This window comes from Paenibacillus sp. FSL R7-0297 (assembly GCF_038009025.1).
In the GTDB taxonomy this organism is placed as follows: Bacteria; Bacillota; Bacilli; order Paenibacillales; family Paenibacillaceae; genus Paenibacillus_AQ.
In genome coordinates, this window is record NZ_JBBPAQ010000001.1 from 2,321,513 (window position 1) to 2,341,201 (window position 19,689).

20 protein-coding genes and 1 other annotated feature are annotated in these 19,689 nt (G+C 51.7%); of the genes, 11 read left to right on the top strand and 9 right to left on the bottom strand.

Features of this window, described 5'->3' with window-relative positions; genetic code table 11:
- Positions 1-49: 49 nt before the first annotated feature.
- A complete protein-coding gene (ylbJ, locus tag MKZ24_RS10250; protein WP_042239495.1) occupies positions 50-1,300 on the bottom strand; it encodes a sporulation integral membrane protein YlbJ in 1,251 nt (416 codons plus the stop codon).
- Between the two features lie 430 nt (positions 1,301-1,730).
- Here ylbJ and MKZ24_RS10255 point away from each other — a divergent pair, with 430 nt between their 5' ends.
- Both MKZ24_RS10255 and MKZ24_RS10260 read left to right on the top strand, forming a co-directional pair.
- Positions 1,731-2,114, top strand: a complete 384-nt coding sequence (locus MKZ24_RS10255; protein ID WP_042139845.1) for a globin domain-containing protein — start codon at positions 1,731-1,733, stop codon at positions 2,112-2,114.
- Between the two features lie 27 nt (positions 2,115-2,141).
- On the top strand, positions 2,142-2,846 hold the full coding sequence (locus tag MKZ24_RS10260) for a DUF2225 domain-containing protein (RefSeq protein ID WP_042239494.1): 705 nt from the start codon (positions 2,142-2,144) through the stop codon (positions 2,844-2,846).
- 129 nt (positions 2,847-2,975) lie between these two features.
- Here the strand turns inward: MKZ24_RS10260 and MKZ24_RS10265 are convergent, their stop codons facing one another.
- Both MKZ24_RS10265 and MKZ24_RS10270 read right to left on the bottom strand, forming a co-directional pair.
- A complete protein-coding gene (locus tag MKZ24_RS10265; protein WP_039307194.1) occupies positions 2,976-3,206 on the bottom strand; it encodes a hypothetical protein in 231 nt (76 codons plus the stop codon).
- Positions 3,203-3,358, bottom strand: a complete 156-nt coding sequence (locus MKZ24_RS10270; RefSeq protein ID WP_081956685.1) for a YycC family protein — start codon at positions 3,356-3,358, stop codon at positions 3,203-3,205. Before MKZ24_RS10270 ends, MKZ24_RS10265 begins: the two co-directional genes overlap by 4 nt.
- 104 nt (positions 3,359-3,462) lie before the next feature.
- Here MKZ24_RS10270 and MKZ24_RS10275 point away from each other — a divergent pair, with 104 nt between their 5' ends.
- On the top strand, positions 3,463-5,262 hold the full coding sequence (locus MKZ24_RS10275) for a M3 family oligoendopeptidase (protein ID WP_042239492.1): 1,800 nt from the start codon (positions 3,463-3,465) through the stop codon (positions 5,260-5,262).
- A 385-nt stretch (positions 5,263-5,647) separates the two neighbouring features.
- Positions 5,648-6,058 (top strand): hypothetical protein, encoded by a 411-nt coding sequence (locus MKZ24_RS10280; RefSeq protein ID WP_042239489.1) that lies wholly within the window; start codon positions 5,648-5,650, stop codon positions 6,056-6,058.
- 132 nt (positions 6,059-6,190) lie between these two features.
- On the opposite strand, the gene MKZ24_RS10285 is transcribed toward MKZ24_RS10280, so the two are convergent.
- Together MKZ24_RS10285 and MKZ24_RS10290 are read right to left on the bottom strand one after the other, a co-directional pair.
- Positions 6,191-6,424 carry an alpha/beta-type small acid-soluble spore protein gene (locus tag MKZ24_RS10285; RefSeq protein ID WP_039307200.1) on the bottom strand — a complete coding sequence of 78 codons (234 nt, stop codon included), beginning with the start codon at positions 6,422-6,424 and terminating at the stop codon, positions 6,191-6,193.
- Positions 6,425-6,531: 107 nt separating this feature from the next.
- Positions 6,532-7,497: an aldose 1-epimerase gene (locus MKZ24_RS10290; protein WP_340782644.1), complete on the bottom strand. Its 966-nt coding sequence runs from the start codon at positions 7,495-7,497 to the stop codon at positions 6,532-6,534.
- A 134-nt stretch (positions 7,498-7,631) separates the two neighbouring features.
- Positions 7,632-7,876 (top strand) — a binding site (T-box leader).
- A gap of 63 nt (positions 7,877-7,939) precedes the next feature.
- Here MKZ24_RS10290 and trpS point away from each other — a divergent pair.
- A complete protein-coding gene (trpS, locus tag MKZ24_RS10295) occupies positions 7,940-8,929 on the top strand; it encodes a tryptophan--tRNA ligase (RefSeq protein WP_340782647.1) in 990 nt (329 codons plus the stop codon).
- Here the strand turns inward: trpS and MKZ24_RS10300 are convergent.
- Positions 8,926-9,117 (bottom strand): hypothetical protein, encoded by a 192-nt coding sequence (locus MKZ24_RS10300; RefSeq protein WP_042239485.1) that lies wholly within the window; start codon positions 9,115-9,117, stop codon positions 8,926-8,928. The two genes, trpS and MKZ24_RS10300, sit on opposite strands and share 4 nt — an antisense overlap.
- Positions 9,118-9,565: 448 nt before the next feature.
- On the opposite strand from MKZ24_RS10300, the gene MKZ24_RS10305 reads away from it, so the two are divergent.
- A complete protein-coding gene (locus MKZ24_RS10305) occupies positions 9,566-10,696 on the top strand; it encodes an IS4 family transposase (RefSeq protein ID WP_340782655.1) in 1,131 nt (376 codons plus the stop codon).
- 211 nt (positions 10,697-10,907) lie between these two features.
- Here the strand turns inward: MKZ24_RS10305 and MKZ24_RS10310 are convergent, their stop codons facing one another.
- Entirely contained in the window at positions 10,908-11,912 is a 1,005-nt protein-coding gene (locus tag MKZ24_RS10310) for a metal-dependent hydrolase (protein WP_042239483.1), read from the bottom strand.
- A 259-nt stretch (positions 11,913-12,171) separates the two neighbouring features.
- On the opposite strand from MKZ24_RS10310, the gene cyoE reads away from it, so the two are divergent.
- Positions 12,172-13,104, top strand: a complete 933-nt coding sequence (gene cyoE / locus MKZ24_RS10315) for a heme o synthase (protein ID WP_042239481.1) — start codon at positions 12,172-12,174, stop codon at positions 13,102-13,104.
- Between the two features lie 56 nt (positions 13,105-13,160).
- Entirely contained in the window at positions 13,161-13,778 is a 618-nt protein-coding gene (locus tag MKZ24_RS10320) for an SCO family protein (RefSeq protein ID WP_340782658.1), read from the top strand.
- A gap of 98 nt (positions 13,779-13,876) precedes the next feature.
- Here the strand turns inward: MKZ24_RS10320 and MKZ24_RS10325 are convergent, their stop codons facing one another.
- Both MKZ24_RS10325 and MKZ24_RS10330 read right to left on the bottom strand, forming a co-directional pair.
- Positions 13,877-14,227 carry a DNA primase gene (locus tag MKZ24_RS10325; protein WP_042239479.1) on the bottom strand — a complete coding sequence of 117 codons (351 nt, stop codon included), beginning with the start codon at positions 14,225-14,227 and terminating at the stop codon, positions 13,877-13,879.
- A gap of 181 nt (positions 14,228-14,408) precedes the next feature.
- Positions 14,409-15,584 carry an MFS transporter gene (locus tag MKZ24_RS10330; protein ID WP_340782663.1) on the bottom strand — a complete coding sequence of 392 codons (1,176 nt, stop codon included), beginning with the start codon at positions 15,582-15,584 and terminating at the stop codon, positions 14,409-14,411.
- Between the two features lie 256 nt (positions 15,585-15,840).
- Here MKZ24_RS10330 and MKZ24_RS10335 point away from each other — a divergent pair, with 256 nt between their 5' ends.
- The 3 genes from MKZ24_RS10335 (at position 15,841) to MKZ24_RS10345 (ending at position 19,671) form a co-directional block, all read left to right on the top strand.
- On the top strand, positions 15,841-16,284 hold the full coding sequence (locus MKZ24_RS10335) for a hypothetical protein (RefSeq protein ID WP_042239475.1): 444 nt from the start codon (positions 15,841-15,843) through the stop codon (positions 16,282-16,284).
- Between the two features lie 51 nt (positions 16,285-16,335).
- Positions 16,336-17,478 carry a transglutaminase domain-containing protein gene (locus MKZ24_RS10340; protein ID WP_340782666.1) on the top strand — a complete coding sequence of 381 codons (1,143 nt, stop codon included), beginning with the start codon at positions 16,336-16,338 and terminating at the stop codon, positions 17,476-17,478.
- A gap of 111 nt (positions 17,479-17,589) precedes the next feature.
- On the top strand, positions 17,590-19,671 hold the full coding sequence (locus MKZ24_RS10345) for a peptidoglycan D,D-transpeptidase FtsI family protein (RefSeq protein WP_340782670.1): 2,082 nt from the start codon (positions 17,590-17,592) through the stop codon (positions 19,669-19,671).
- Positions 19,672-19,689 lie beyond the last annotated feature (18 nt).

The window sequence follows — 19,689 nt, forward strand, 5'->3', positions numbered from 1 at the left end:
TACACCGATCATAATCAATCTTGACCCGGAACACAATATTTGAATCAAGTTAAAAACGCCGCAGCCTGCCCGCCAACAGCATCAGCAGCGACAGCACAAGCATACAGGCCAGCAGCAGGCAGAGCAGGCTGATGCTGCTGAACAGAGCCGAATCCGGTGAAGCCAGTCCGGAGGCAACGGGCAGCGCACCCCACTGTCCGGCCAGTCCTGAGCTGACCACCGGCTTCCAGAGCAGAAGAACAAGTCCGGCAGAGAGGAGGGCATGCACTAACCGTGCGATCATAAAGGGAAGGTAACGCAGTCCGGTGCCATTCAGTATACTGGCTACCTGGGCGTGAACGGATAATCCGCCCCAGGAGAGGATAAATGCTGCAGCGGTTACCTTGAACTGCAGCGGAATTCCTGCAGCCGCTTCTCCGGCCGAGCGGGCACCGAGTGTCACCTCGAATAACCCGCTGACCAGAGCGGCTGAGAGCCCCGGCGGTAATCCGGCCAGGGACAGCAGCTGTCCGGTGGTACTGAACAGCATGGACATAATTCCGGCGCGGGCAAGCAGCTCCATCAGCACATTGAAGAATACTACCAGCCCTCCAACGACAATAATAAGCTGCAGCGAGGACTGGATGGCGTTCCTAAGCAGTTCGCCGAGACTTCGGCCGTCTTTACGGCGGGCTTCAGCCATGGCATTCATCGCGGTGCGCAGTCTGCCGTAACTTGGTCCTGACGGGGCTGCAGATGAGGGTGCTGCGGGCGTAGCGGGAGCTGTCCCGGAGTCCCCGGTCCTGCTGCGGCCATGAAATGACATCAGCAGGCCGACGATGAATCCGCCTCCGTAATGGGCAAGGGCGAGGATAAGCCCGAGGGAGGCATCATGGAAGAATCCGACGGATACGGCGCCAAGCAGGAAAATAGGGTCTGAGGAAGTGGTGAAGGCCACCAGCCGTTCCCCTTCCACCTTGCTGATCATTCCCTGCTCCCGCAGCTTGGCGGTTAATTTGGCCCCGACGGGATATCCTGACACATATCCCATGGCAGCCACGAACCCGCCGCTGCCGGGTATATTGAAGAGGGGGCGCATAAGCGGATCAAGCAGCGCCCCGAAGAGATGGACGATGCCAAAGCCCAGCATGATTTCGGAAATGACGAAGAAGGGGAACAATGAAGGAAACAGCACGTCCCACCAGACGGCTAGCCCGCGAAGTGCCGCATCCAGAGAGCTGGACGGATGGATCAGCATCAGCAGCATGCAGGCCGCCAGCACGATACCGAGCAGCGGACCGGCAATTTTGTTCAGTGTCATCGGGTGGCACCTCCAATTCTATGCTTAGTTGTATGCCGGAAGTGGGACAAACAGCACAAAAATAACACGGAAAGCGGTTACATTTACCGGTGCTTTTTCACCGGAATTATGATACTATAAAAACTAAATAATGCACATTTGATCAAGAATGATTTAAGGGATGGAGTGATGGTGATGAGTGTAGTTGCCGGAGTTCTTGTTTGTGCTTTTGTATATGTAATCCGGGTCTCTCTTGTCCCGCCTGGTGATGAAGAATTTAGAACTTACTGACTACAGTAGTTAACGAGCGCTGAACTTAGGTTTGGCGCCTTTTTTTGTGTTTTTTCCCTTAGGGTGCATGTCTTAAGGCAGGGATAACTGTCGAGCTTATTTTTTGGTATAATAAAATAACTGCTTATCAGATTAAAAGGGAAGAAGGCTGAAGCCTCCAATGAATTCGAATGAGAGTCTATTTGACAACCTGGGAGGTGCCGAGGGAGTTCACCGTCTGGTGGAAGTGTTCTACTCCAAGGTACAGCTCCACCCGCAGCTAAGTCCGTTATTTCCCGAAGATATTACTCCTGTACTGGAGAAGCAATATCAGTTTCTAAGCCAGTTTTTTGGTGGTCCTGCCCTTTATTCGGAGCAGCACGGCCATCCCATGATGAGAGCCAGGCATATGCATATTCCCATCACTCCGGAACGGGCGGATGACTGGCTGAACTGCATGAAGGCCGCACTTGAAGAGACCGGTGTGGAAGAGCCGCTGCGTTCGTTCGTACTAAGCCGGCTGGCGGGTCCTGCGCATCATTTTGTCAATATGCCCCATGAATAAGAGCTGCTGTGAAAGGATGAGGGCGTTTTGCCGGAATTAATCCCCCTGTATTCAATTAAGGTTGTATGCTGCAACTGCGAACATGAATTTTCAACATCCAGAGTACGTCCCAGTCTCAAAAAAGCCATCCGCCGTGATGCTGATTTCTGCTCGTATTACAAGGATGAGAATCCTGACTATTATGTTGTACGTGTCTGTCCGAAGTGCGGGTTCGCATCCACGGAGAATTCAGCAGACAAACTGGTGGAATGGCAGCGCAAATCTTTCGAAGCGCAGGTGGGCAGACGCTGGGTAACCCGTGACTTTGGGGACAAGCGCAGCTGGGAGGTCGCTCTGGAGACTTACAAGCTGGCCCTGATCTGCGCACAAAGCATCAAGGACAAGGAACGGATCATTGCAAGTCTGCTGCACCATATTGCCTGGCTATACCGCTATCAAGGGGATATGGTACAGGAGCAGCGTTTCTTGCGTTACTCGCTTGATGAGTATGTGAAGGTGTTCGAGAATGATTCCTCGGGAGGAAATGATGCCCGTCTGATGTATCTGATCGGGGAGCTTAACCGCCGTGTCGGCGATTTCGCTATGGCTGTGAGGTGGTTCTCCCGTGTGATTAATGACCAGAGAATTGTGGATGCGGCTATGATCCGCGCTTCACGTGAACAGTGGGCCATTCTGCGGGAGCAGATGCGCGGAGAAGAGATTGATCCGGACGGCCTTCCGTCGGCTACATAGAGAACCGCACTTGGATTATGAATGTCGGTCGGTCCGGAGTCATCCGGACCCCGAAAAGGCGTAGAAGAGAAAACTCCTCATACGCCTGGTATTTGGTGACTGAAGCCGGGGGGAACTGTCTTCCGCTGCTTAGCGGACAGCCCGATCGAACAGCAGATAGTCCCCGTCATTGTCGATGACCGTGGGGCTGGCACTGCAGCAGGGGAAGACCAGCAGCTTTTTTTTGCCGTCACGCACGATTTGCAGCTCTTTGGGCTTCATAGGCAGAAGAACATTCTCCTGGTCGCAGAACGGGCAATATTGTACGTACATGTCTCCCAGAATAATATCATAAGGCCAGGTATGGCTGAAGGGAATCATTGCTTGTCCTGCTCTGAACTTGCTTTCTTGGATAATTCGGCGATTTTTTGCAGCAGGATATGTTGAGGCATATGCATCAGGTGTTCCAGCGGAACGCCGAGTTGTTTGGATAACGTAATGGCCGTTTCCGGCGAAATTTGCAGTGGCTTCACAAGGGTGGCCTCCTTAACATTGGTGGACTATCGTAATTCACTTTACCATGGCTGCAGCACAAATACAAAGAAAACCAATATGAACAAAGGAACGGTGAGAATACATGAAACAGCCTTTATCATTGACATGGGAACTGGATTCCATTTTCCCTGGAGGTTCGGCTTCCCCCCAGTTTGAGAGTTTTTTGAACCATCTGGAAGAAGACATTGAAAGCTTGCGCCGGCAGGTCGCTGCGGCAGTTGCGCCAACCGATGCTGCGTCCACGGAGTCGCTGGACGGTGTGATCGAACTGCTGCAGAGCTGTGCCGGACGGCTCACGCAGGCTTCAGAATTCACCGGCTGTCTGGGAGCCCAGAACCAGCAGGACAAAGGGGCTGTAAGGCTGTCGTCCAAGGTAACTGGCATGCGGGCCGGTTTTGAGGGCGTCAGCTCTGCATTCGATAATGTGCTGCGCCAGACTCCGGATGGGGTGTGGGCTGAATGGATGGACCGGCCGGAGATTGCCCCGCTGAACTTCGTACTAAGTGAGAGCCGTGATCTGGCCCGTGAGAAGATGAGCCCGGAGCTTGAGAGCCTTGCGCTTGAACTGGCAGTTGATGGATACCATGGGTGGAGCGAGCATTACGAAACGATCGTGAGCCGGGTCCAGATTCCTTTTGAGGATGAAGAGGGCATGAAGCTGCTATCTGCCGGTCAAGCCTTCAACAAGCTGGATGACGAGGACCCTGAGGTCCGCAGCGCCATGTTCCGCAAATGGGAAGAGGCCTGGGCCGGCGCTGCTGATTATTGTGCCGACACCCTTAACCATCTGGCCGGATTCCGCCTGAAGCTCTACAAAGGCCGGGGCTGGGAGGATGTGCTGAATGAGCCGCTTGGCATTAACCGTATGACTCGGGAATCGCTCGATGTGATGTGGGAGGTTATTACGAAGAACAAGCCTGCAATTGTGTCCTATCTGCAGCGCAAGGCGAAGCTTCTTGGTCTGGAATCTCTGGCTTGGGTTGATGTGGAAGCGCCTGTAGGCAAGTCCTCCGGCAAAATCCCTTATGAACAAGCGGCAGCCGACATCGTCACCCAGTTCCGCAAATTCAGTCCGAAGCTGGCGGACTTCGCCGAACAAGCTTTCGACAATGACTGGATTGAGGTCGAAGACCGTGCAGCCAAACGTCCCGGGGGATTCTGCGTATCATTCCCGGAGAGCAAAGAATCGCGCATTTTTATGACCTACAGCGGTACTCCGTCCAATGTATCGACGCTTGCGCATGAGCTCGGTCACGCCTATCATTCGTTCCTGCTGGATGACCAGCCGCTGTTCAATCAGAACTATGCCATGAATGTGGCTGAGACGGCCTCAACCTTCGCCGAAGTCATTGTGGCTGATGCGCAGGTGAAATCCGCAGGCAATGCTGAGGAGAAGCTGGCGCTGCTTGAAGCGAAGATTCAGAACAGCGTAGCGTTCTTCATGAATATTCACGCCCGCTTCCTGTTTGAGACCCGCTTCTACGAGAAACGCAAAGAGGGTCTGGTGAATGCGGAAGAACTGTCTGCCCTGATGGAAGAAGCGCAGAAAGAAGCCTTCTGCGGTGTGCTCTCGGAGTACCACCCGCATTTCTGGGCCTCCAAGCTTCATTTCTATATCACGGATGTGCCGTTCTACAACTTCCCTTACACCGTCGGATATATGTTCAGTACCGGACTGTACCGGCTTGCGTTGCAGGAAGGTGCATCCTTTGCTGATAAATATGACAGCCTGCTGAAGGATACCGGAGTCATGACACTGGAGAATCTGGTGTCGAAGCATCTTGGCGTGGATTTGTCCAAGCCGGATTTCTGGCAGGGGGCCGCAGATTTGATTGCTGCAGATATTAATGAATTCCTGGAAATGACAGCACATCTGGCCTAAGAATTTGTCGGAAATAAGGCGAATTGATTTTTTTGCAGTAAAACAATAGCTATAGAATATGGTACGAATACGCAAAGTCCCTGGATACAGGGACTTTTTTAGTTGTGTTTTTGTCGAAAAAAGGCGATAAAAGGATGGATTTAGCTAATGATATTAAGAAATTTGCGCATTCATAGGGATAATAACCCAATTATGTTGAATAATGTTGTATGCATTTAATTAGTGACCTATAATGTGCCTAAAGCCTTATATAAGGGCTGTTAGACTGATACTTTACTACTCTGTATTTTTACACACAAAACTTAAGCCATAGGTTATTGAAGCGGCTTTTGTGAAGCTGAATCATGGAACTTGTATCACCCACAAAACTTCTAGGAGGATATGTATGTTGAGAACGGAACAACTATCGCTGGCAAGACAAATCGATCTGGTGTTTAAGGAACTGCAGGAAGAATTGTCAGGATTGACTTCCGGTATCGTATTTGTACAAATCAGAAATAACATCATCGGCAAGTTCGGCATCCGTCATAATCCGCTTGCCGGGCGCAGCGGGAGCTATGCAGCGGAGCAGGAAGGATTAACGAAGGGTCAGCAATCTTCTTTCCGGGTGATGGCTCTGGAGAGCCTGAAGTATAAGAAGCGCTGGACTCATGGCGAGATCAGCTATGAATTTGCCGTCCGCCAGGGGATGGTGGTGGTGGATGCGACACTGGAGTCTAATTACAATATGGCCAACCTGATGATCCGCTATCCCCGCAGTAACCATGGAGATGTCTCCGACCAGTCCTTTGGCTGATTACCCGATTATATATATCTTGCATACCCATATAAAAAGCCCCCCTGCGCTTCGACGAGAAGCGCGGGAGGGCTGCGAAGCTGCTCGGCCTAAGCTATGAGGCTTGGCCGGATACTTATGATAAGGCTGTTACTACGAACGACCGGACAGTTGTTGCTCTGCCAGTTGCACCAGACGTTTGGTGATATATCCTCCCAAAGAACCGGTTTCGCGGGAAGTGTAGTTCCCATAATAACCGTCAGCCGGGATAGTTACTCCAAGCTCTTGTGCTGCTTCATATTTCAACTGCTGCAGCGCTGCATTCGCTTGAGGAACGACCAGGTTGTTAGAACGGCTACCACGACCTTGTTGACCTGCTTGACCCATGTTTGTTCACCTCCTTCGCCCGTTGTGAAGATAGTATGAGCGCTAGGGAGAGAATTCATGCACGAATTTCGAAGGTTTAGAGGCTGGTAATTATATGAAATTTACCCTCAGGGATAAATCATCTGCAAGCTGCTGCCAAGCACCAGTGTCTGGCCCGGTTCAAGCGTAAGCATTCCTGTGAAGGAATCGTCCTGCTGAAGATTCGGCGCATCCGGAAGCCAGGTGAGCGGTTCAATGCAGAGGAACTGGTTAGCCTCTCCTTTGGTATAGAGGACCCAGTGGCGGAAATGTTCCTTGTCCACCGAATAACGCAGTCCGTAGCCGTCATCGCGCATGAGTAACGCTTCGGCAGGCTGATGATCATCCATCCTCAGGGCCGTATCCAGATTCTTGCCTTGGAGGTTCATATGGCTGTTAAGACTATCGAGTTCACCGAGCGGTAATAAATGTCCGCTGGGCAGGAGTTCGTTATTTAGCTCATAAACGCTTTGCACAGGGAGTGTTATGCTCCAGCGCTCAGGGGCGCCGTCCAGCATAAACCATGTATGATAGCCGATACCAAATGGAATGCGACTGCCGCCCAGATGGGTAACCTTAAGTGTCTGCACCAGGTCAGGCCCCTGCAGGCGGAATGTCATCTCAAGCTTCAGCGGCTCGGGAAATTGCCTGATCCACTCCGGATCATCCGTAGTTGTGAATTCGGTTGTTACCGCGCAGCCTTCCTCGTCTTCTTCAATATCGCTGACACACCAGGCTTGGGTACGGTGCAGGCCGTGAATATGATGATCGCCTGAATTCCGGTCGAACTGGTAGCTGGTGCCATCGAACGCGAACTGCCCGTTTCGGATACGGCCGGGCGGTACCAGAAGCGGAATGCCAAAGTGATAAGGTTTCTGAATATAAAAAGCCAAGTCGCTTTCATCAGGCTGGCGCAGGATTTGCCGCTCCTCCTTGCGGTCCCATAAGGAAATTACATTGTTCCCCAGCCGGGGCAAAAGCGTGACTTCCAGCTCACGGCTATGCAAAATGTACGTATCATAACCGTTCCACTGCCCTTTGGTCACCTGTTTCATAAGAGATATGCTCCTTTGATAAACTGTAATCAGATCATACACGAATATCCTTATCATACCAGATTTAAGTGACGGTGGTTAGAGATTTGACAACTTCTCCGGCACGCACTATGATGAAGGCAACAATGAATGATAACAACGTGATGACAGGGACAAGTAAGCAAAGGACTGTACCTTCAGAAAGCCGGTGGCTGATGTGAACCGGTGGTGCACCTCTGACCGAATGGACCCTTGAGCGCCGCGATCGAACGGGCTGAATAAGCCTTCAGTAGACCGGCCGGCTCTTCCCCGTTAACGGAAGCTAAGGCTGCTTGCCTGTCCCCCAGGGATGACTTAGGAGCAGCGAATAAGGGTGGTACCACGGTCTCACGTCCCTTGCGGATGTGGGGCCTTTTTGCGTCCTGGCGCACACGGAATATACAGATGATGGAGGATAAAGATCATGGCTAAAAAGGTATTATCGGGGATTCAGCCCAGCGGTTCGCTCACACTCGGAAATTACATCGGAGCGATCAAGAATTTCGTCAAGCTTCAAAGGGAATATGAATGTTACTTTATGGTGGTGGATCTGCATGCCATTACGGTTGCCCAAGATCCCGCTGCCCTTCGTGAGAATTCGGAATCGGTAGCTGCATTGTATCTGGCTGCAGGCATTGATCCTGCCATCTCCCATGTCTACATGCAGTCCCACGTGCCTCAGCATGCTGAGCTGGGATGGATTCTGACGACACTGACTGCTATGGGTGAGCTGGAACGGATGACGCAGTTTAAGGATAAATCGGCAGGCAAAGAATCCGTAGGAGCCGGATTATTCGTGTATCCATCGCTGATGGCTGCAGATATCCTGGTCTACAACGCCGATCTGGTACCGGTGGGTGAAGACCAGAAGCAGCATCTGGAGCTGACCCGCGACTTGGCGGGGCGCTTCAATCACCGGTTCGGTGATTTCTTCACTATTCCTGAGCCGTATATTCCTGAAGTCGGAGCGCGGATTATGTCTCTGGATGACGGGACCAAAAAAATGAGCAAAAGCGACCCTAATGCCGGCAGCAGAATCGGTCTGCTGGATCCGCCGGATATCATCCGTAAAAAGATCAGCCGCGCAACCACGGATTCAGGACGCGAAGTGGTATTTGATCCGGCCAATAAGCCTGAGATCAGCAACCTGATGAGTATCTATGCCGAATGCTCGGGAATGAGCCTCCAGCAGATAGCGGACAAGTATGAAGGGCAAATGTACGGCGGCTTCAAAAAAGATCTTGGCGAAGTAATCGTTGCCCTGCTTGAACCCATCCAGCAGAGATACCATGAGATCCGCAGCTCAGGCACACTGGGCGGTATTCTGGCTCAAGGTGCCGAAAGCGCGCGCAGCAGTGCTGCCCGGACACTGGAAGGCGTGAAGGAACGGATGGGCTTCCTGCCTTACCGTTAAGAGGAGGGCAGCTTGCGCTCGGCCTTGCGTCTCAGCCGGGCTTTGATGATGAAGCCCCAGCCAATGTTGAGCACGCACAGGGTACCGAGCAGCAGCGCCAGCCAAATGTTATAGCTGATTGAAATGGAAGCTGCCGTAAGTATGAGAATTGAAGAGCAGGCGAACCACAGTGACAGACCTTTACCCATATGTTCCAGCCTTCCTTTCTGCTGCAATAGCGGTGGAGTGAGTCCCGGAGTGCTTTCTGCACCCCGGGATTTTCAATTCATATCATGAACTATTAACTGTAACCGCTTTATTGTGATTGTGCCTTATGCGGTCCGGGGCGTCAAGAGGCGGCAAGAGAAATAGACCTCAGGAAGATTTAACCTGCTGGTTAAGCTTAGCTAGAGATAGGAATGTTTATGTAAAGGTCCAATGACGGAATCCTGGACAGAATACAACATTTCCTTTATTAAATCGCCCTAATTGAAAATTGTTGCACAAAAGGCAACATTCTTCTCCTTCATAGCCGCTAAGCGGGGGGATAGCTGTATTTCATATAGGCGTGTTGATTTCCCAAAAAAAGGGACGAAAAAGGCCGCCATTTCGGGTAATGGTAAGTACGACCAAACCAAACCGAAATGAGGCGACCTCATGAATAAATATACCCCATTTTTAGCCGTTTTCAAACAAGTGTTAACACCGGAAGAAGTCCAAATGGTGACCGGACAAACCAAGGACTACGTGGATAGAGGAACCAAAATGACCGTCGGGTTGCTGCTCGATTACTTTGTCCAAGCCTGCTACCACAAATGGGACGGATTCCGGCAGAGTGCCCGATTAGGCCCAAGCTTTGACTTGCCAGAAATTCATTACTCCACCCTTTCCGGCAAGGCCGGTGAAGTCCCTTACGAAATCTTCAAACGTATCTTTCAAATGCTCGTCACGAAATGTAACCGCCAAACCCGGCGGCATTTGAATCTTCCTAAAGATCTTTTGCTGATTGACTCGACTACGGTCACGGCGGCGAACTCTAGAATGCCTTGGGCCTCGTACAAAAAATTCAGAGGGGGTATTAAGCTGCATGTTGCTCTTTCGCATGGCCAGCGTTCACCCCTGAACGTGAAGGAATCGATCGCGAAGCGCAATGACGCTCCGTTTGGAGAAGTCTTGGCCGATACGGACTACATTTTGGTACAGGATCGGGCGTATGGAAAAATCAGCAGATTGGATCAATATGTGCTCCAGGGCCAGTCGTTTGTGATTCGGCTCAAAGACAATCTCCATTTGGTGAAGCCAAGAGAACTCCAGCGACCCGCAGAGGGAGAAACGAAAATTGTTCGTGATATTACTTGTTATATCGGTCAAGGGAAGTGCCAATCTGCTCAGCGCCACCGGGTCGTAGAATTTGAAAATGACCGGGGTGAAGTCGTACGGGTCGTGACCGATTTGAGAAAAGAGTCCGCTCATGTGATCGCTGAAATCTACAAGGCACGCTGGGAAATTGAAGTCTTTTTCCGCTGGATTAAACAGCATCTGAACGTGCCATGTCTATTTGGAACCACTGAAAATGCGGTATACAGCCAATTGTTTGTGGCCCTTGCTGTCTATGTGCTTCTGAAACGCGTTTATGATGAAATCCACCCCAACGTGCCTGCCTTTGCTCAACTGACCCTTTGGGAATTTATGCAGCATTGGCGTATATTTAGTCTTCCGCTGGAGTGGCAGGTTCAACTTAGTCTGCTCAGGAACAAAGGGGTTTTGGGGATTATATCCATCCCATAATATGGGGAATCAACAGGCCTGTATTTCATACAACAATTCTTAAAGTAATCCCAATATCTAAGGCTCAGAGTTGCATTACATTATATACAACATTCTCAACATCCCGGCCGGACAATACAGGGTGAACTTCAACTCATTGCCACATAAACTAAAAAGCTGGCATCCGCATGGGCGGATGCCAGCCATCTTCAGGATATGCATTGTTACGCTGCTAGGTCTTAACTGTTCCCGGATCGATGGCGAAGCGTTCATCCAGCTTCTCACTGCTGAGCCAGCCTACATAAGTATTCAGCGGGTGATACTGGTTGTCCATGACCAGTACTGCAACAAACGGGAATTGCTTACGGTGTAAATAACGAACATCCCCCCAGCGTACAATATAACCGGAGGGCAGCTCTTCGACCTCGGCGACAGCGTAAGAGGTAAAGTACAGAAAAGCCTGAATATCCGGATGGGACTTCGAATGTTCCACAGCGGGGTGAGTGGAGCACACCGCATGCCTGAACCATTCCAGCTTGCCGTTGTTCAGCAGTCCGACGTTGTAGCTGCCATCCGGCTTGGCTTTGACCACGTTCCAGCGTGTAGGCGAAATCGTAGGGATGACATAGTACCGGTCACCAGCATTATGGTGCACATCCTTGTTCTTGATGTTACGTGTGATACGCGCATGTACGAGCGTCCGCCAGATGTAATACAAGACGATGCTTGCATATAGGGTAATGAACAAGGGTGCCGGAGGCACAATCCCGCTGATCCAGAGAATGATCGCTGCCGCATGGCTGCCGAAGATGAACGGGTCGAAGATGTGGATAATATTCCAGGCAATCCATTTCTCGGTGAACGGGCGTGCCGCCTGGGTCCCATAAGTGTTGAACAGATCCGAGAACACATGGATGGCAACGCCGATGAAGCTCCAAAGCGCAATATGGCTTAAGGCATGGAGATCCGTTAATCCGAAGACCGGACCTATGACCACTGTGATCAGAGCCGGCCATAACAGTAAAAAGGGCAGGGAATGGGTGATTCCCCTGTGATTGCGGATATAAACCGCGTTGTCCTTCAGCCGCAGCGCAGTATCGGCATCCGGTGCCTGAGAAGCGAGTACAGTAGCAACCATCACGGCACCGGCAAGTGTCCCATTCGAGGCGACAGAAGGATCAACGAACGACAGACCGGCGAGTCCCAGTCCCATAACAAAATGTGTAGCGGTATCCATTTGGCCAGATCTCCTTTATACGGAAGTTCCCTATTAATAACTACCCAATTTAGCGCCAAGTTATTTAGGGGGAGGAAATAAATATTGTCACGTAATTGTCGAATTGATGAACATCATGGTCAATGATTGTCAAAGTCTTTCCCAGTTTGCTATGATAAAGTTAATAGCGGAGCGAGTAATATTATCCAGGGTACAGCCGAACAGTTACTCAGGCTCCGGCGGAACGTTAAGAAGTCCCTTAGAAGGAGGAACACCATACGTGGACAATCAATTGAGATATCAAGCTTCTTCCGATTCCGCATCAATGTCTGCCAAGTCTCCACCGGAAGGTGCAAGCTGGCGCGACTTCATTACGGTGACGAAACCCGGTATTATCCGTTCCAATCTGATCGCTGCTTTTGCAGGCTACTGGGTGGCTTCAGGCTGGGATGTACAGTATGGACGATTAATCCTTACCCTGCTTGGCACAATGCTGGTTATGGCCTCTGCCTGTGTTTTCAATAATTATTTCGACCGGGATCTGGATATGAAGATGGAAAGAACCCGTGAGCGGGGCTTGCCTACAGGTAGGCTGAAGCCTCAGACAGTGCTGCTGTACGGCATTGGGCTGGGTATTGCCGGCCTGGCTGTGCTGTTTGCTTTCTGCGGAGTACTGGCCGGACTGTTTGGCATCGTCGGGATGTTCGTATATGTTGTAGTGTATACCCTTTGGCTCAAAAGAACATCTACCTGGAGCACTTCCGTGGGAGCCATTTCCGGTGCCATGCCGCCTGTAATCGGTTATGTTGCTGTTACCGGAACCGTAGACCTTGGTGCCTGGCTGCTGTTCGCCATGCTCTTCCTGTGGCAGCCGCCCCACTTCTGGGCACTTGGTATCCGCCGCAAAGAGGAATACAGGGCGGCAGGGTTCCCCCTGCTTCCAGTGGTCAAAGGGACACGCCGTACCAAGTTCCAGATGATCCCTTATGTGGCACTGCTGCTGCCCATTCCTGTACTGATGTACATGTATGACTATGCAGGGATATTTTATCTCATTGTGTCGTCAGCTTTGTCGCTGGCCTGGCTCTATTTAACCTTAATCGGATTTAAGGCGAAGGATGATGATGCCTGGGCCAAGAAAAATTTCTTCTTCTCCATTAACTATCTGACCATAAGTCTGATTGTGCTTGTATTGAATACGGTCCACGGTTAATTTTTAGATACACACGGTGGAAGTGCGGATTCTTATGATGAATGGGGAGGGGTCCTGTGCAGACCTTGAAACGCTATAAATGGACCTGGCTGATGCTGCTTGCAGCGGTAATTATGGCCATCTATCTGGCAGTGAATTCGCTCAGCTTCGGAGACAAGAAGCTGCCGGTCATCGGGGAGGTACAGGACTTCTCTCTGGAGAATGTGGATGGACAGCAGGTGAGCCTGGCGGATACGGCAGGCAAAGCAAGGCTGGTCTATTTCTTTTTCACCGAATGCCCGGATGTGTGCCCTATTACTACCTACATGCTGTCACAGACGCAGGATCTGCTGGTGAAGGATGGCAGCTTTGGCAAGGATATTGAATTTGTCTCCATTTCCTTTGACCCGGAGAACGACACACGTGAAGCGATCAAGGCATTTGGCGACAAGTTTCATGCCGATTATAACGGCTGGTATTTCCTGCGCGGGGATCAGGAGCAGGTACGTAAGCTGGCGGCTGAATCATTCAAGGTTCTGATCTACGGCAACAGTAAGGATGATTTCGCCCATGCCAACCTTATTGGTCTGGTAGATCGGACCAACCGCCTCAGGGCATTATATGATGCCGGGGATACGGAGAATGTGACTCCGGAGTTTCTGGCTGAATCGGTTAAGAAGCTGGCCCGTGAATAGATTTGCCGGAATAAACCAAACGCCTTGCCGGACTCCCTCCATTTAAGGAGGGACCAGCAAGGCGTTTTTTGGTGTTGAACTACAGACCGGAGGAGCAGCTAGCTGTTACTGAACGGCTGCGGATAGAGAATATATTCCTCAAGGCCGGCTTTTTCGAGCTGTGTGATACTGTATTCGTCAGGAGTGCCTTCGACACCGGCGTAACCCCGCCGGGTATACATATGCACCGCATCTGGAAAGGCGTCGCGCAGTACGCCGCGGATTTTTTTGCCGGAGCTGTCATTGTCCAGATACAGGTATACTTCTCCATCACCGACGGTGCGGCGCAGGGATTCAAGCTTGAGTGTGTTCAAGGTGCCGAAAGTGCACAGAATGTCGACCTCCGGCGCGAGCAGCCGTCTCAGCCGGCTGCGGTCATTCTTGCCTTCGACAATAATGGTGATGGACATAGGTGCTCACTCCCGGATCGTAGTTGGTTATGACGATATTGTACCTAAGCTTCGCCAATTTTAACAGTTCAAAGAGCAATATGTATTCATTCCCCGGGAAATGTCGTAAAAACAAACGTCATCAAACAAACAATCACCCGGCAGGGAAAATGCGGGTGATTGCTGGCGAATGCGGCTGGAATCAGGCGGTGTGGCTGTTCAAGCCCGGAGAATAAGCAGCGGGACTGCCGGATCTTCCGGGAGGAAGCAGCAGAAGGGCTGTCATCAGCAGCACGAAGGCAATGAAGTAAGGGGAGACATAGTCCCTCAGCTGTCCGGCGGCTACCGGCCCGGCAAATGCCCCGAGCGACATGGCGATGGATTGCAGCGAGAAGGTACGTCCCATCCGGCCTGCACCGCCCAGACTGATGAACAGGGAGGCCATCGCCGGGAATAACACGCCTTTGGCTGCGCCAAGCATGAATAGAACGATTCCGGCCGGTATGCTGCGGAAGGCGGCCAGACTGAAGAAGCAGATTGCCATTCCCAGCAGTGCAGCAGCAATGCGGATGCCAGGGGCCAGCCGGTTCAGGAAGAACAGGCTGAGGGTCAGGAGTGCCCCCAGGCTGAGCAGCGACAGTAGAATTCCGGTTGAAATCATTCCGTCTCTTCCTTGAGACAGCGGAAGTTCAAAGAAGAGTACCCCTTGGGAACAGGATACGAAAAAAGGCAGCAGATAGTAGCGCTTAGAGACTGGAATGTCAGCTGTCAGTGGAATCGCCGCTTTCTCCTGCGGCAGCGGCACAGCGTGTGCGTGTGAAGCCAGCGCAGGAGAATGCTTCGGCACGCTGAAGTAAGCCATCACGCCTGTTAAGATCAGCAGCCAGCCCAGGGTACTGAAGGTGCCGGAATAGCCGGCCTTGAGAACAATGAATGCACCGGCCGCCGGTGAGACCACAGAAGCCAGCGTGTGGATGATCCCATGGCCTGACATGTACTTGCCCTGGGTAGCCGGGTCAGAGGAGAGAGAGGCCAGCAGGGTCATGCAGGCAGGCGAGAGGAAGGCCAGCGCGAAGCCGCTTGCTGCGCGCAGCAGCAGCAGATGCCAGGGCAGCTGGGCATGGGCCTGCAGCAGCAGAATTAGTCCGGCTGCTGTAAGAGCAAAGACGATGTAACGGCGGCTGCCGTTGCGGTCAACCAGTACACCGGCCAGCAGGTTGCCGGGGAGGTGGGTCAGCGAATACATCCCCATCATCCAGCCTATGAAGGCAGGGCCTGCTCCCAAAGACATGGCAAACGGCGTCAGAATGGGATACTGGGCGTGCAAATCAAAGAATGCCAGAAACAGAAACAGATACAGCCACAGCGCGGTTTTCACGGGTAACACCTCCAGGTTGGTGGCCAGCCGATGAGTAATGGGAAGGGATTCACTTGGAAGAAACGGCCTACTTGTACTTTACGTGCGCCGGAGGGGGCTTATACCATTTTCTTGGCCAATCCCAGTATGCGCTTCTGCAGCCCGGGAACCATGAATTATAAGAGGCATTCATGTATAATCATTATTATTAAGGATATGTCAGACGGGACAGGAGTCCCGGCGTGGCGAAATTTGCGATAGGGGTGTTGTGAAATTGATGGATCCGGCAGTGTGGTCACAATTTATCAGAGAGAATTGGCTTGTTATCGTTATTGCGCTTGTCCTGCTGTTTGCAGTAATTAATCTCGTTAAGACTGTACTGAAATGGGCAATTGTTATCATTATCGTTGCAGGCCTGTTCATCTACAGCGGGGTGACCATGGATCAGATAGGTAATGCTGTTAACAAAGTGGCGGACGGGACGGTCAGCACGCTGAAGAAGGAAGCGCAGGAAGTTATGCTTAAGGAAGCGCAGGAGGCGGTGTATACCTCCGGCGGTGACGGTACTTTTACAATTACGACTCCGAATCTCGAAGTGAAGGGCTCCGCCGCAGAGGATAAGGTTGAAGTGATCTTCCGCGGGGTCAGTCTTGGAAAGTGGAGTGTAACAGATACTACCAAAACATTTATTGACGAAGCCCGGAAACAGGCCGGCAAATAATAGTGCAGTTGAACCAAAGGCTAAATAGCCACAGAAGGAGGAGCGAGAGAGATGCTGAACAGCTGGATAGATAGTCTTAGTGAGGCCAATATCATCTCGATCGTCCTGCTGGTGGTCGTGCTGTTCTCCGTACTGCAGGGATGGGGCCGGGGCTTCAAAAGAGCGGCCGGAGGGCTGTTCGGACTGCTCGGCTCCGGAATAATGGCGATCGCGGCCCTGATTATGGCTGTTCCGGCCGCTGTATACCTCTCGCCACTAGCCGGGGAGTGGGCATCAGGCGTTGTTCTGCCTGACATCCGGATGAGCCAGTGGCAGCAGGTGTATTATACAGCTGTATCGGTGCTGGCGAACTCGCCGCTTGTGCGGTTCCTCCTCCTCCTCCTCCTGTCCTACAGTCTGATCCGCCTAATACTGGGTCTGCTGTTCCTGCTGCTGCCTTTCCGCCTGCCGCGGTTTTCGTCAAGGCCGGGAGGGAAGATCACGGGGGCCAGCCACTTAAGCGGAGCCGTTCTAGGCTTTGCCGCCGGGCTCGCCCGCGCGCTTGTCCTGGTCTTCGCGCTTTATATCGGCGTAGGCCTAAATCCGGACAGCGGCTTCAGCCGCTACGTGGAATCCTCGCCGATCTACAGCCAGAGTGCGGCGGCGGTATTTGAGCCGCTGGCCGGTGAACAGGTCCGGGGGAAGCTTCCGGTGCTGACCAAGGCGGTAGCCGCCGAGATGAATGATATTTTGCGGCGCAAATATGAAGTGATCGACCATGATATTTCCGCGGACATCGCTGGTGCAGCCGCAGATATTGCCGGACAGGCTGACGGGGATGAAGCGAAGGCTAAGCTGCTCTATGATTGGATCGGCTCACGCATCACCTATGACTATACCAAGGCAGAGAACTATGAGCAGAAACGGATCTGGCATGAGCAGACCCCGCAGGATACCTTTGATACCCGGCTGGGGGTATGTATAGATTATGCCCGCCTCTATGCCATGATGGCCCGTTCGCAGGGCCTTCAGGTGCGGGTTGTAACCGGCAGGGGCTATGACGGGCAGGGCGGTTATGGTCCCCATGCCTGGAATGAGGTCTATATCAGCAGCAGGGAAGCCTGGATTCCGCTGGATTCTACCTGGGCCAGCAGCGGGAACTGGTTCAATACCAAGGATTTCGATTCAACGCATATCAAGGAAAACATCCTCTGACAAGAAGCGGGAGCTCCTCCATCTATGGTACAATAACAGCGTGTAAGAAGAGCTCTGCCTTTGGACTACCGGATATACGGTTTTGCATAACATACAAGGAGAGGACATGCTGTGAGATGGTTCGGTAAGCCGGGCTCCCGCCCGGATGGAGGTTCTGCCCGAAACTACCTGAGTTTACGCATAAATCTGTTTTTCTTCGGCACTTTTTTTATTTTTTGCATCATTATTATCCGCCTTGCAGGGCTGCAGTTTGTGGAGAGTCCTGAGCTTACTGAGGTCGAGGCCAGCCGGGAGACCAAGGATGTGCCGCTTGCGGCGATCCGGGGAATTATTCATGCTGCCGGCGGCGAGAAACTTGCCTATTCCACATCCATACAGTCGTTATATATCACTTTAACCAAGGAATATACAGCCAAAGCCAAGAACAAGGACACCGGAGTATATGACTTCACTGCTGAAGCCAAGGCAAGTACGAATTCACTGGTGGCGCGGCTCACGTCAGTTTTTAATGAATATGGTGATCCTTCCGCCAAAAAGCTCTCGCAGGAGGATATCCTTGCTCTGCTGGATCTTGATTATAAGAAATCACTCGGCTATGTCCCGCGCAAAATCAAGACGGGCCTGACGGTGAAGGAAGTCGCTCATCTCATGGAGAACAAGGAACGCTATCCTGGATTAGCTGTTGTGGAAGAAAGCGTCCGCCATTATGACAAGGATACAGTGGCAGTTCAGACGGTAGGCTATATGAAGCTGTTCCGTTCGACAGAGGACTATGATATATACAAGAATATTCGTAATGCCATGAAACAAACGGGCGCTGATCCCGGCCTGGCTTACAGGGAAGATGAATTTGTCGGTATCTATGGTCTCGAGCAACAATATCAGCGAGAACTTAGGGGCAAGAATGGTTATCAGACCCTCTCCGTTAATCCGCAGAACATGGCTGAGGAAGTCATTGCATCCGTTCCGCCTGTCAAGGGCAATGATATCTGGATGACGATCAATAAAAGCGTGCAAATGAAGACAGAGCAGGCCATTATGGATCAGATCAGCTGGCTGCATACCAATCCGGTCCAAGGCAAATATCATCCGGATGCCCTGACCGGGTATGCGGTTGCGATGGAAGTCGATACAGGCAATGTAGTCGCAATGGCCAGTATGCCGGACTATGATACAAATGTCTGGAACGCCGAGAAGCTGCTGCCGGAAGTGTATGAGAAGATTAAGAATAATAACCAGAACGGCACGATTAACCAGAATACCTCCGGTGTCTCAGGGAATGGCCTGAAGTCACTGATTTTCCTGGGTTCCACAATCAAACCGTTAAGTGTGTTAATTGGTCTCAATGAAGGTTTATTCAACACGACTGACACTTATATAGACAAGGGAATCGCGTATTTCGGCAAGGATGACAGTTCCTCCGTAAGCAATTCCTCCGGCCACGTCCTGGGGCCGCTTGATCCCGCTAAGGCGATCCAGGAGTCATCCAATGCTTTTATGGTAGACTTGGTCGGCAATGCACTCTATAAGAAGTATCAGGGTGAAGGAATCGCAGTGTGGGACAAGTATATGAAGGCCTTCGGACTTGGGGTGTCGACACAAAGCGGACTGCCGGGTGAGAGTGCCGGAGTTGCCGATTATATCAATACGGAGCAAGCGGGCTCTGTCCAGGCGGCGTTAGTCTTTGCTTCCTTCGGTCAAAAAGGCAAGTATACCGCACTGCAGCTTGCCCAGTATACAGCAACGCTTGCCAATGAAGGGGAACGGATCAAGCCGCAGCTGGTCAGCAGGATTACAGATGCCGAGGGCCATACGGTTAAGGAATTCGGACGGGAAGTTCTGGACAAAATTACGTTTGATCCTTCGTACTGGAAGGAGATCAAGCAGGGGATGAACACGACAGTTAAGGTGTTTGACGGATTCCCGTATGACTTCGCCCGCAAGACAGGGACCTCTGAAATGGATGCGTACGGTGCGGTCCGTGACAACGGAGTCTTCATTGCTTATGCTCCGCGTGAGCATCCCAAGCTTGCTGTAGCGGTGATTATTCCGGAAGGCGGCTTTGGATCGAACAGTGCTGCACCGGTGGCCCGTAAAATATTTGAAGCCTATGACTCAGAATACGGGCTCGATGGAGTTCCCAAAAAAAATCTTCCGCCAGTAGCGCAGGAACAAGAATCGACTGTCAACTAAGAGATTTATATTATTTTT